Source organism: Burkholderia sp. WTPI3 (assembly GCF_021483755.1).
In the GTDB taxonomy this organism is placed as follows: domain Bacteria; phylum Pseudomonadota; class Gammaproteobacteria; order Burkholderiales; family Burkholderiaceae; genus Burkholderia.
Genome location: NZ_JAGIXF010000004.1, coordinates 1 through 12851 on the forward strand (window position 1 = coordinate 1; position 12851 = coordinate 12851).

Consider the following 12851-nt stretch of genomic DNA (forward strand, 5'->3'; position numbering starts at 1 on the left):
CCGGCCCTTGCATGAGCGTAAAAAAGAAGACCCACCCCGCCGATCCGTACGCCGCCGCGACCAAACACCCGATGCTCGCGTCGCGCCTGCCGATGTGGCGCTCGAAGCTGGTCGTGATCCTGGTGTCGCTCGGCTTCGCCGCGCTCATCGGACGCGCCTTCTGGGTGCAGGTCGCGAACCAGGATTTCTATGTCGGGCAAGGCCAGAAGCGCTACCAGCGCACGATCGAACTCGACGCGATGCGCGGCCGCATCGTCGACCGCAACGGCGCGATGCTCGCGGTCAGCCTGTCGACCTATGAAATCTGGGCGAACCCGAAACAGGTCGCCGAAACCGACTATCCACAGATCTCGAAGCTGCTCGACATGCCGCTCGCGGAAGTGAAGCGCCGCCTGCGCAACGACCGTACGTTCGTGCTGCTCAAGCGGCAGATCGACGCCGAAACCGCGAGCCGGCTCGACAAGCTCGACATCGACGGCATCACACAGATCGCCGATTCGAAGCGGTTCTATCCGGAAGGCGAATCGGCCGCGCACGTGGTCGGCTTCACGAACGTCGAGGACAAGGGCCAGGAAGGCGTCGAGCTCGCGGCGAATGCGCGGCTGTCAGGCACCGCCGGGCAGCGCGAGGTGATCCGCGACCGGCTCGGCCGCATCGTGTCCGACACGCGCCCGCTCGTGCCCGCGCAGCACGGCGCGACGATCGAACTGACGATCGACCGGCGCATCCAGCAGCTCGCGTTCAGCCAGCTGAAGGCCGCGGTGATCGAGAACAACGCCGTGGCCGGCAGCGTCGTGGTGCTCGACGCGCAGAACGGCGAAATCCTCGCGCTCGCGAACTACCCGACCTTCGACCCGAACGACCGTGCCCGGCTCACCGGCCAGCAACTGCGCAACCGCGCGGTGATCGACACGTTCGAGCCCGGCTCGACGATCAAGCCGCTCGTCGTCGCGCTGTCGATCGACGAACGCAAGGTCACGCCGAACACGATCATCAACACGTCGCCGGGCACCTACAAGATCGGTCCGGCCGTGATTCACGACACATCGAACCACGGCGCGCTGACCGTCTCGCAGGCGTTGCAGAAGTCGAGCAACGTCGCGCTCGCGAAGCTGGCGCTGAACCTGCCCGCCGAAACCATCTGGAACAAGTATCAGGAATACGGGATCGGCCGCGCGCCGGAACTGACGTTCCCGGGCGTCGCGTCGGGCCGCCTGCGCGGCTACAAGCGCTGGCGGCCGATCGAACAGGCGACGATGGCGTACGGCTACGGCCTGTCGATGTCGCTGCTGCAGATCGCGCAAACCTACACCGCGTACGCCGGCGACGGCACGCTGCACCCGGTGTCGCTGTTGAAGAACGGCACCGATCAGCAGTCGATCGACGCGCATCGCGGCCACCGCGTGACTTCGCCGCAAACGGCGGCGGCGATCCGCACGATGCTGGAGTCGGCGGTCGGCGAAGGCGGCACCGGGCGCCGGGCGCGCGTCGACGGCTACCGGATCGGCGGCAAGACGGGGACGGCGCGCAAGCAGGTCGGCACGTCGTATGCGAAGGGCAAGTACCGCGCGCTGTTCGCGGGGATGGCGCCGATGAGCAATCCCCGCCTGATCGTCGCGGTGATGATCGACGAGCCGCGCGGCAAGGGCTACTACGGCGGCACGGTGGCCGGCCCGGTGTTCTCGTCGGTCACGAGCGGCTCGCTGCAGTTGCTCGGCGTGCCGCCCGATGCGCCGGTCGACCCCGCGCCGAATGCACCGGCCAAGGCAACCGCGCCGCAGAAGACGGTCGCGGCGCCGAAGGCCGCGGTGCAACCGAAGACGGCGGCCACGCAGAACGCGCCGGCTTCGATGAAGACGGCTGCGCAATCCGGCGCGGCCGTGCAGGCAAAGGCGGCGGCAAGCTGACGCCGCCCGGCGGCGCTGCGCCATGTGCGTCATGTGCGCGGCGAAAGCATCCTGCGTTTGCTTTACCGCCACCTACTTCCCAGTCACGCTTGCCCGTCTCGGGCTTGCCGTCGCAAGCCCGTCGCCGGCGGGAACTGCCGGACGGCCGCCCCGCCTGTCAGTGCGCAGCCGCCACCGGCTTCGCCATCCTGCCGAGCACGTGCTCGGTCATCCCGCGCGCGAGTTCGCTCTCGCCCATGAACACGGTGCCGACGCCTTCGCTCGACAGCAACGCGGCCTCGTCGCTGCTGTTCGTGCACAGCACGACCTCGAGCGTCGGATTCAGCGTGCGCGAGATCTCGACGATCTGCCGCACATCGAATACATCCGGCAGCGTGACGACCAGCATCCCGGCGCGCGCGATATGCGCCTGGACGAGCACGATCGGCTCGATCGCGTCGCCCGACACGGCCGCGACACCATCCGCGCGCAGCTTCTCGACAAGCTCGCGATTCTGCTCGACGACAACATAGGCGATCCCGCGCTCGTCCAGCGCGTGCGCGATCCGCGTGCCGACCTTTCCGTAACCGACGATCACGACCTGCCCGGTCAGGTGAGTCTGCGGCGTGGACATCGGCAGCGCAGCAAGCGGATCGTCGCGCGCCTCGAGCTTGCGCGCAAAGGCCGAATGCTTGCGAATCCATGCGAGCGCGGGGTCGATCATCGCGAACAGCAGCGTGTTCATCGCGATCGAAATCAGCGCGACCGCAAGAATCAGGCTCTGCCCTTCGGCCGACAACAGCCCGAGCGCGCGGCCGAGCCCCGCGAGGATGAACGAGAATTCGCCGATCTGCGCAAGGCCCGCGCCGACCGTCAGCGCGGTGTTCAGCGGGTAACGGAACGCGATCACGAGCGCGACCGCCGCAAGCGTCTTGCCGATCAGCACGATCGCCGCGACCTCGATCACGTGCAGCGGCTCGGTGAGCAGCACCTTCGGGTCGAACAGCATCCCGACCGAAATGAAGAACAGCACCGAGAACGCATCGCGCAGCGGCAGCGTCTCGTCGGCCGCGCGCCGGCTGAACTCCGACTCGCGCATCATCATCCCGGCGAAGAACGCGCCGAGCGCGAACGACACGTCGAACAATTTCGCCGCACCGAACGCGATGCCGACCGCGGCCGCGATCATGCACAGCGTGAACAGCTCGCGCGAGCCGGTGCGCGCGACAAGCCACAGGATCCGAGGAAACACGCGCTTGCCGACCACGAGCATCAGCGCGATGAACGCGGCGACCTTCAGCATCGTGACGCCGAGCGTGCCCCACACGCTGCCGCCGGCCGCGTGCGCGTCGCCGGGCGGCGTACCGCCGAGCAGCCCCGCGACCGGCGGCAGCAGCACGAGCACCAGCACCATCACGAGATCCTCGACGACGAGCCAGCCGACCGCGATGCGGCCGTTCACCGTCTCGACGAGCCCGCGCCCTTCGAGCGCGCGCAACAGCACGACGGTACTGGCGACCGACAGCGCAAGCCCGAACACAAGCGCCGCACCGAGGCTCCAGCCCCAGGTGAGCGCCAGCCCGCCGCCGAGCAGCGTCGCGACAGTAATCTGGACGACGGCGCCGGGCAGCGCGATCTTGCGCACGGCGAGCAGGTCGCCGAGCGAGAAATGCAGGCCCACGCCAAACATCAGCAGCATCACGCCGACTTCCGCGAGTTGCTGCGCGAGCGACAGGTCGCCGACGAAACCGGGCGTGCCGGGGCCGATCACGATCCCGGCGAGCAGATAGCCGACCAGCGGCGGCATCTTCAGCAGCGAAGCGAAGTAACCGAAAATCATCGCGAGACCGAAACCGGCCGCGAGCAGTGCAATCAGGCTGACATCATGAGGCATCCCCCCTCCCGAGCTCTTGTAACTATTTAGTAAGGTTCAAGCATCAGAGGATAAGGGATGACACGAAAAAATGGCGCGCCACCTCGAAAATTTCACGCGGTGGCGCGCCATTGCGGGGTGCAACCCCGGCCGGACGGGAAGCGCTGCGCGGGCGTCAGCGCGACGCCTGCGGGAACCGCGCGCCTGGCGGCGGCTCGGGCCGGGTCGACGGCACGCTCTTGCGCACCTTCGCGACCTGAGCAGCCGTGACCGGCGCGCCGGTGTTGCCCCAACTCGTCCGCACGAAGTTCGACACGTCGGCGACTTCCTGGTCCGACAGCCGCCAGCCGAACGGCGGCATCGTGAAGGTCGACGGCGCCGTACGCGTGCCCTCCAGCGCGCTGCCTTCCAGCACGACGTGGATCAGCGACGTCGGATCGTCGCCCTGCACGACCGGGTTGCCCGCGAGCGCCGGGAACACGCGCGTGTAGCCGTGGCCATCGCTGCGGTGGCACGCCATGCAGTTGTCGCGATAGACGGCCGCGCCCGGCTTGCTCGCGTCGCCGCCTTGCAGCGCCTTCGCGGCGGCCGCGTCGTACACGTGCGGCTGCTCGCCCTGCACGCGCGGCGGCAGCGTCTTGAGATAGCGCGCGATCGCGGTCAGGTCCTCGTCGCTCATGTGCTGCATGCTGTGGCCGACCACGTCGGTCATCCCGCCGAACGCGGCCGTGCGCAGCGTGCGGCCCGTCTTCAGGAACTGCACGATCTCGGTTTCCGTCCACGTGCCGAGCCCCGTGCGCTGTTCGCCGCGCAGGCTCGTCGGCACCCAGCCGTCGATCGCCGCGCCGCCCGCCAGGAAGTCGAGCCCGCCCGCGTCCGTCAGCGCGCGCTCCTGCATCGTCACCGCGCGCGGCGTGTGGCATGCGCCGCAATGGCCGAGACCCTGCACGAGATACGCGCCGCGCGCGATCACCGGGTCGTTGTACTGCGCCGCATCGAACGGCTTCGGCGTCGGCGCGAACATCTTGCGCCAGAATGCGAGCGGCCAGCGCATCGACAGCGGCCACACGATGTCGACCTTGCGGTTCTCGTGCTCGACCGGCGCGACGCCGTGCATGAAGTACGCGTACAGCGCCTTCACGTCGTCGTCGGACAGGCGCGCATAGGACGGAAACGGCATTGCCGGGTACATCGTGTCGCCGTTCTTGCGCACGCCCTCGCGCACCGCGCGGGTGAAGTCGTCGAGCGTCCAGCCGCCGAGGCCCGTCTTCGGGTCCGGCGTGATGTTGGTCGAATAGATCGCGCCGATCGGCGTATCGAACTTCAGTCCGCCCGCGAACGGCTTGCCGCCGATCGCGGTGTGGCACGCGACGCAATCGCCCGCGCGGGCAAGATATTCGCCGCGCTTGACGAGGTCCGCGTCGGCCGGCGCGGCCGCCGGGCCGGGCGCCGCCGTCGAGGCCGGTTGCGCGAACGCCGACCCGCCGGCAAAACCGAACGCGGCCCATGCCGCACCGATCGCCAGCGCACGCGACACGTGGCGCGCGGCATAGTGGTTCACTGTCCTCTTCATGCGGTCACCAGCGGGGCGGGATTTTTAAGGTATTGCTCGCGAATCGCGCGGGCCGACCAGTAGGCCAGCGCCGCGACGATCCCGGTCGGGTTGTAGCCGATGCCCTGCGGCAGTGCCGAGGCGCCCATCACGAACACGTTGTGCACGTCCCAGCATTGCAGGTATCGGTTCAGTACGCTCGTCTTCGGATCGGTGCCCATGATCGCGCCGCCGACCAGGTGAGTCGTCTGGTATGCGCGCGAATCGAAGTGCTTGCCGAACTCGCGCGTCGACACGCCGATCGACTTCGGCCCCATCGCCTCCGCGATCTTCTTCATCTGCCCCGTCACGTACTGCGCCATCCTGATGTCGTTGTCCTTCCAGTCGAAGGTCATCCGCAAGAGCGGCTGGCCGTACGAGTCGCGATAGGTCGGATCGAGATCGAGGTACACGTCGCGGTACGACATGTTGGTGCCGTGCGCGTCCATCGAGATCGTGTGCGCGTAGTTGTCCTTCACCGCCTTCTTCCACGCCGAGCCCCATTGCGGCGTGCCGGCCGGCGTCGCGATGCCGCTGATCGGCTTCACGCCGGCCTGGTTCACCCACAGCGGCGAGCCGCCGACGAAGCCGAGCGGGCCGTGATCGAAGTTGTCGGCGTTGAAGTCGTCCACCGCGACGCCGTTGCCGCCCGCGCCGATGAACGGGTTCGTGAAGGTGTCCTTGTCGAAGAACGCCTTGATCGTCGACAGGTTCTGGTACGCGAAATTGCGGCCCACCACGCCTTCACCCGAGATCGGGTCGTACGGCTTGCCGATGCCCGACAGCAGCAGCAGGTGCACGTTGTGATACTGGAACGCGGCGACGATCACCAGATCGGCCGGCTGGTGCACTTCACGGCCCGCCGGGTCGACATAGGTGACGCCCGTCGCGCGCTTCTTCGTATCGTCGAGATCGACGCGCAGCACGTGGCACTTCGAGCGCAATTCGAAGTTCGGCACCTGCTTCAGCGCGGGCAGGATGTTCAGGTTCGGCGATGCCTTCGAATACATGTAGCACGCGTAGCCGCTGCAGTAGCCGCAGAAGTTGCACGGCCCCATCTGCACGCCGTACGGGTTCGTGTACGGCCCGGACGTGTTTGCCGACGGCAACCGGTACGGATGCAGCCCGAGCGATTGCGCGGCATCGAAGAAGCGCTGCGCCGAATACGTATTGAGCTGCGCGGGCAGCGGGAAGTTGTCGCTGCGGTTCGCCTCGAACACGTTGCCGTCGCCGACCACCTTGCCGCCGACCTTGTATGCCTGGCCCGACGTGCCGAACACCTTCTCGGCGAAATCGAAATACGGCTCGAGCTCGTCGTAGCTGACGCCCGTGTCCTGGATCGTCATCCCGTCGGGGATGAACTTCTTGCCGTAGCGCTCTTCGTAGTGGCTGCGCAGGCGCAGTTCCTCCGGTGTGATCCGGAAGTGCACGCCCGACCAGTGCAGCCCTGCGCCGCCGACGCCCTCGCCCGGCAGGAATGCCGCCAGCTGCCGGTACGGCAGCGCGGTGTCCTGCACGCCGTGGCGGATCGACACGGTCGTCTTCGACAGGTCGAGGAATAGCTTCTTGCGGATGTTGTAGGTCAGTTCGTCGATCGTGTTCGGATACGCGCCGTCCGGATAGGTGTCGCGATACTCGCCGCGCTCGAGCGCGACGACGTTCAAGCCCGCTTCGGTCAGCTCCTTCGCGAGAATCGCGCCGGTCCAGCCGAAGCCGACGATCACCGCATCCACATGCGACTTCTTTTCTGCGGCCATCAGGTACGCTCCCCGTTGATCGAGACCGGGCCGTACGGATACGGCTTGCCATTCTGGTTGACGAAATCCATGAAGTCGGCGCGCGCGCCCGGAAAACCGATCATCTTCCACGCGGCCATGTCGCGATTGCCGCCGTGCACCGGATCGCAGAAGTAGCCTTCGCGCGTGTTCTGCAGCAACTGGCCGAAGAACAAGGCGGACGGCACGTCGTCGAGCTGCGCGCTCCCCTTCTCCAGTTCGCCGAGCACCGTGTCGCGGGTCGCGGCGTCGAGATCGGCGAACGCCTTGCCGTGATTCTTTTCGCTATAGCGGTTGACCGCGGCAATACCTAGCCGGTAGATGTCGCGCGGCACGAGCTTCAACTGGTAACCGAGCTCGGGCACGCCCTGCTGGAACGGGCCCTGCATGTACCACGTCGCGCCGTTCGCGTACGGGGTTTCCATCTGGCGGTCGATGAATTCGGGCACGCCGGACTCGAGTGCGCCGGGGCCTTCGGCGTCGGACGGAATCAGCCGGTCGACGGCGGCCTGGACGAACGCCCATTCCTTCGCATCGAAGAAAGTCGGCTTGTACGGAGCGCGCTCGGCGCCGGCCGACGCAGCCGATGCGTTGTCCGCCGTGGTGGCGGACGATGACGACGAGCGCAGGTCGCAACCGGCGACCGAAGCGATCGGCACGAGCGCGACCGACGTGCGCAGGAAGCGGCGACGCGAATTGGGTTTGTCAGGTGGCGTGGACATGGTCGGATGTTGATCGTTGGGGAGCGTTCGAGCCCGCGCATTCCGCATGCGGCGTGCCCGCCACGATAGCCATGCCGCACGCGGCCGGCCGTCCTTGTTCTTGCTGTGCTGCGAACAACCTCGATACGGGCGCCGGCCACACGCTGCGCGGCGGAGCCGTCATGCAACCGCGTTGCGCCGGTTTCGAAGCGCCGCGCGGATCGACCTCTTCGCGGGTCTGATCGGACGAATGCGGCCTGTCGGCCGGGTCCGTCCGCCATCGCCATGACCCTGATTCAACTTAGACGCCGCGCGAGCCGACGGCAAGCGCAACGTGCACGACCCTCATTTCGGGCCCGGCGACGAGTGCCGCGAATTATAAATGGAACCGGTTCCATCTCCAAAGGACTGGATGCAATTCATTACATCGAAAATCGCAACAATCGGAAAAATGACTTATGGAATGCACAATGACAGCGCATTGGGGGCACCGGGCGACTGGGGGCCGGTTTTGCGGCCCCGCACTACTTCGCGGACGCGCGCGGCTTCAGTCGATGCCGTCCGTCACGGCACGGCGATGCCCGTTCCCGAGCCGCCCCGTTGCGTTATACGCCGATCGCGATCCGCGGGCCGCTCATCACGGCCACAGCGTCGATGCGATCGACAACGCAAGCGCCGCGCACAGCGGCGAGTAACAGAGGCTGTCCATCCGAGCGAAGCGCGATCCGCGAATCCGCTTGAAGAATCCGACGTAGCGAAAATCGCCGACCGCGCGCACCGCGAAGATCAGTGCGAGCACAACGACCGCGAACGCGATCGCGCCGGGATACAGGTTCGGCCACAGCCAGCCGGCGCGCGACGCCACCGCGCATGCGCCAGCCAGCAATGCCGCCGCGACGGCGAGCGTGCCGGCCACGCTCGGTCGCAGCAGCGGTACGCCGTCCTGCTCCGGAATGGCCGCACGCTTGCCGAGCCGCCCGCCGAACGCCCAGTAGACGTGAACGAGTGCGATCGCACATAGCGTCGGCACGCTGAAATACGCGCCCATCATGTTGGCAAGGTCCGTTGTTTCATTGTGTCGCAGGGTCGCGGTGTGGCCGACAAACGCCGGCGTGCGGCCCCGTTCCGCACGACACAAGACGATACCCAAACCCCACGCGACATGCATTGCGACGTCCGGTCGCAATACCCCATGCCACGCGTGCCGGATGCAATCCGCACCACCGGCGCGTCAGGCCGTCGCTTGACTTCGCTCCGCGCAACGCTACCCTTTTATTCCAGCACGGCAATCGATCCGTGCATGCGCCAGCGCCGCCCGCGTGCCGTCGTGCCGATACGCACGGTCGACCGATGGCAATGCGCATGCACGCCAACGATGACGAATACCCATGGAGGCGACTCATGCTGATCGGCGTGCCGAAAGAGATCAAGAATCACGAATATCGCGTCGGCCTCACCCCGGCCAGCGCACGCGAGCTGACGCGACATGGCCACCATGTGCTGGTGCAGCGCAGCGCGGGCACCGCGATCGGCCTGCTCGACGACGACTACACGGCCGCCGGCGCGGCCCTGTGCGACGACGCGAGCGAAATATTCGCGCGCGCCGACATGATCATCAAGGTCAAGGAGCCGCAGCCGGCCGAATGCGCGATGCTGCGGCGCGGGCAGATCCTCTATACGTACCTGCACCTCGCCCCCGATCCGGAGCAGGCAGCCGCGCTCGTGAAGTCCGGCGCGGTCTGCATCGCATACGAAACCGTGACGGGGCCCGGCGGCGGCCTGCCGCTGCTCGCACCGATGAGCGAGGTGGCCGGACGCATGTCGATCCAGGTTGCGGCAACGCATCTGGAAAGCCCGCGCGGCGGGCGCGGCGTGCTGATGGCCGGCGTGCCCGGTGTGCCGGCCGCGCACGTCGTGGTGCTGGGCGCCGGCGTGGTGGGCACCGGTGCGCTGCAGATGGCGGTCGGCCTCGGCGCGCGCGTCACCGTGCTCGACACGAACGTCGGACGGCTGCGCCAACTCGACCTGCTCTTCGCGAACCGCATCACGACCGTCTGCTCGAACGCGCACACGATCGACGAAGCCGTGCGCGACGCCGATGTCGTGATCGGTGCCGTGCTCGTGCCGGGCGCATCGGCGCCGCGCCTCGTCACGCGCGACATGATCGCGACGATGCGCACGGGCACCGTGGTCGTCGACGTCGCGATCGACCAGGGCGGCTGCTTCGAGACCTCGCATGCGACGACCCACGCGCAGCCGACCTTCGTCGTCGACGGCGTCGTGCACTACTGCGTGGCGAACATGCCCGGCGCGGTCGCGCGCACGTCGACGTTCGCGTTGAACAACGCGACGCTCGGCCATGCGCTCGCGCTCGCCAACAAGGGCTGGAAACGCGCGATGACCGACGATCCGCATCTGCGCGCGGGGCTGAACGTGTGTGACGGGCACATCACGTACGAGGCCGTCGCGCTGGCGCTCGGCCTGCCGTACATACCGGCCGAAGACGTGCTGCGCTGACGTCGGCGTGAGTGCACGCCGTCACGTGCCCTTCGAGCGGCTTCGCTTCGGCACGCTGCTCGCGCCCATCGTGCGCGCGAGCAGCGGCCGCAGTTGCGCGAGCGTGCGCGTGTTGAGCACGTCCTGCCGGGTCAGCCAGCCGCGCCGCGCCTGACCGATGCCATAGGCGAGACGGTCGAGATCGTCCGCGCACTGTGCATCCGAGCCGATCGCCACTGCGACGCCGGCCTTTGCAGCCTCGCGGCACCAGATGTCCGGCAGATCGAGCCGGCGCGGATCGCCGTCGAGTTCGATGAAGCAGCGGCGCGCTGCGGCCCCGGCGATCACGCGCGGCACGTCGAGTTCGCATGCGCCGCGCTCGCCGAGCAGCCGGTCGAGCGGATGCGCGAGAATCGTGAAATGCGGATGATCCATCGCGCGCAGCATCCGCGCGGTCTGCACATCGCGCGGCAAGTCGAAATGGTCGTGCACCGCGCCGACGACGAGGTCGAGCCGGCCAAGCACGTCGTCGGGCACATCGAGACTGCCATCCTCGCGAATGCCGGCCTCGACGCCCTTCAGCAACACGAAATCGTCGAACGATGCGTTGATGCGGTCGATCTCGTCGATCTGCCGCACGAGCCAGTCGAAACCGGTGCGGCCGCCCGCGGCGGTTGGCACGCGATCGGTCACGGCCAGATAGGCGAGCCCGCGCGAGCGCGCCGCCTCCGCCATCGTGCGCAGGGTGTCGCGACCGGCCGACGCGTCGGTATGGGCGTGCAGATCGCCATGAACGTGCTTGCGCTCGACGAGCGCGGGCAACGTGCCGGCGCGCGATGCATCGATCTCGCCGCGATCCTCGCGCAGTTCGGGCGGCACCCAGTGCAGGCCGATCGCCTCGTACACGGATGCCTCCGTCGCGCCCGCAATCCGCTCGTCGCCGCGAAACACGCCGTATTCGTTGATCTTCAGCCCGCCGGCCTGCGCGAGCCGGCGCAGTGCGATGTTGTGCGCCTTCGATCCCGTGAAGTAGACGAGCGCCGCGCCGAACGCGTCGGCTTCGACGACCCGCAAGTCGACCTGCAACCCGTTGCGCAGCACGACGCTCGAGCGCGTCTTGCCGTTCGCGAGCACCCGCGCGACGTCGCCGTAGCCGACGAACGCATCCGCCACCGCGGCAGGATCGCGCGCACTCACGAGGATGTCGAGATCGCCGACCGTCTCGCGGCCGCGTCGAAAACTGCCAGCCGGCACCGCTTCGCCGACACCGGGCACCGCACGCAACCGCTCGAGCAACGGCATCAGCGATTGCGCGGCATCGGGCAGCAGGAATCGCTGCGGCTCGCGTTGCAGGCGGTCGTCGATCGCGTCGAGCAGATGCGCTTCGGTTTTCGCGCCGAAACCCGGCAGCGCGCGCACATGCCCGCTTTTCGCTTCGGCACGCAACTGTTCGAGCGAATCGACGTGCAATGCATCATGCAGCGCCTTCACGCGTTTCGCGCCGAGCCCCGGCACGTCGAGCAGTTCGACGATCGCGCCCGGCAATGCATGGCGCAGTGTTTGCTGCAGTTCGCAAGTGCCCGTCGCCGCGATTTCGCGCAGCTTCGACGCGAGATCGGGGCCGATCGACGGAATCTGGCCGAGATCGCCGCCGTTCGCGATCAGCGTCGGGATGTCGCGCCCGTAGTCGGCGATCGTGCGGGCCGCGTTGCGGTACGCGCGCACCCGGAACGGGTTGGCGCCCTGGATCTCGAGCATGTCGGCGATTTCGGCGAAGACGGCCGCGCACTCGGCATTGTGGATCGGCATGATCGGCGTGGCTCCCTTCCACGTGGATGGCGCCGTGCGCTGGCGCGACGACGTCTGCCCGCCCGGGGCCGCATGTCGACGGCGGCGGGCGCCCGTTGGTCATCCTGCGCCGACTTTCCGCATCGTGCGGCACGCGGCGCTGCCGGTGTCACAACGACGCGCGCGGCGTCGTCGCGTAGCGACGCTCGTACACCGACTGGCAATGCGTACAGCGCTCGGCGCTCGGTCGCGCGAGCAGACGCTCGTAGCCGACCGGCGCATCGCAATCGATGCACTCGCCATAGCTGCCGTCGCGCATGCGCTGCTGCGCGCGCCCGATCGCGCGCAATTCGGCCAGCTTCATCCCGATCAGTGCGTGATCCATGTCGACGAACAGATCGGCGTTCGCCTCGTCGCCCTCGTCCGGCGCCGCCCCGGCGAGATCCGCGTAGGACTCCGACGCGCGCTGGTCCTCGCTCGTGCGAATCTCCGCACGCAGCGCCTGCTCGCTTTCGGTCAGCCGCCGCTGCAGCGTCTGCCGTTGTTGTGGGTCGAGCGCCATCGCCGTCTCTCCTTTTCCGGGTTCCGCGCAATGAGGCATGCGGCGCGCGGTTGTCGCGCCGGTGTGCAGCGAGCTTGCATGATCCGCCCGCCTTGTACCGGGGCGCCCGGCCGTACAGTGCAGCGGGCGCATTCGACGCAGGATAAACCCAATGGACCGGCGCGTGTTGACCGTCGTCA

The 12851-nt window shown here is 67.8% G+C and carries 9 protein-coding genes; 2 read left to right on the forward strand and 7 right to left on the reverse strand.

The window, feature by feature from the left end:
- Positions 1 to 11: 11 nt before the first annotated feature.
- Positions 12 to 1907 carry a peptidoglycan D,D-transpeptidase FtsI family protein gene (locus J7024_RS03345; RefSeq protein WP_124826130.1) on the forward strand — a complete coding sequence of 632 codons (1896 nt, stop codon included), beginning with the start codon at positions 12 to 14 and terminating at the stop codon, positions 1905 to 1907.
- A gap of 157 nt (positions 1908 to 2064) precedes the next feature.
- Here J7024_RS03345 and J7024_RS03350 read toward each other — a convergent pair whose 3' ends face one another.
- The 5 genes from J7024_RS03350 to J7024_RS03370 form a co-directional block, all read right to left on the reverse strand.
- Positions 2065 to 3780 carry a cation:proton antiporter domain-containing protein gene (locus tag J7024_RS03350; protein ID WP_124826131.1) on the reverse strand — a complete coding sequence of 572 codons (1716 nt, stop codon included), beginning with the start codon at positions 3778 to 3780 and terminating at the stop codon, positions 2065 to 2067.
- Positions 3781 to 3934: 154 nt separating this feature from the next.
- Positions 3935 to 5332, reverse strand: coding sequence for a c-type cytochrome (locus tag J7024_RS03355; protein WP_124826132.1), 1398 nt, complete (start codon positions 5330 to 5332; stop codon positions 3935 to 3937).
- Positions 5329 to 7107 carry a GMC family oxidoreductase gene (locus J7024_RS03360; protein ID WP_175760357.1) on the reverse strand — a complete coding sequence of 593 codons (1779 nt, stop codon included), beginning with the start codon at positions 7105 to 7107 and terminating at the stop codon, positions 5329 to 5331. The genes J7024_RS03355 and J7024_RS03360 overlap by 4 nt, the downstream gene beginning before the upstream one ends.
- Complete coding sequence (locus tag J7024_RS03365) at positions 7107 to 7847, reverse strand: gluconate 2-dehydrogenase subunit 3 family protein (protein WP_124826134.1); 741 nt, start codon at positions 7845 to 7847, stop codon at positions 7107 to 7109. Before J7024_RS03365 ends, J7024_RS03360 begins: the two co-directional genes overlap by 1 nt.
- Before the next feature lie 616 nt (positions 7848 to 8463).
- On the reverse strand, positions 8464 to 8877 hold the full coding sequence (locus J7024_RS03370) for a DUF3995 domain-containing protein (RefSeq protein WP_124826135.1): 414 nt from the start codon (positions 8875 to 8877) through the stop codon (positions 8464 to 8466).
- A gap of 350 nt (positions 8878 to 9227) precedes the next feature.
- Between J7024_RS03370 and ald the strand changes: the two genes are divergently transcribed.
- Complete coding sequence (gene ald / locus J7024_RS03375) at positions 9228 to 10343, forward strand: alanine dehydrogenase (RefSeq protein WP_124826136.1); 1116 nt, start codon at positions 9228 to 9230, stop codon at positions 10341 to 10343.
- 21 nt (positions 10344 to 10364) lie between these two features.
- Here ald and polX read toward each other — a convergent pair whose 3' ends face one another.
- Complete coding sequence (polX, locus tag J7024_RS03380) at positions 10365 to 12131, reverse strand: DNA polymerase/3'-5' exonuclease PolX (RefSeq protein WP_124826137.1); 1767 nt, start codon at positions 12129 to 12131, stop codon at positions 10365 to 10367.
- 148 nt (positions 12132 to 12279) lie between these two features.
- Positions 12280 to 12672 carry a TraR/DksA family transcriptional regulator gene (locus J7024_RS03385; protein ID WP_124826138.1) on the reverse strand — a complete coding sequence of 131 codons (393 nt, stop codon included), beginning with the start codon at positions 12670 to 12672 and terminating at the stop codon, positions 12280 to 12282.
- Positions 12673 to 12851 lie beyond the last annotated feature (179 nt).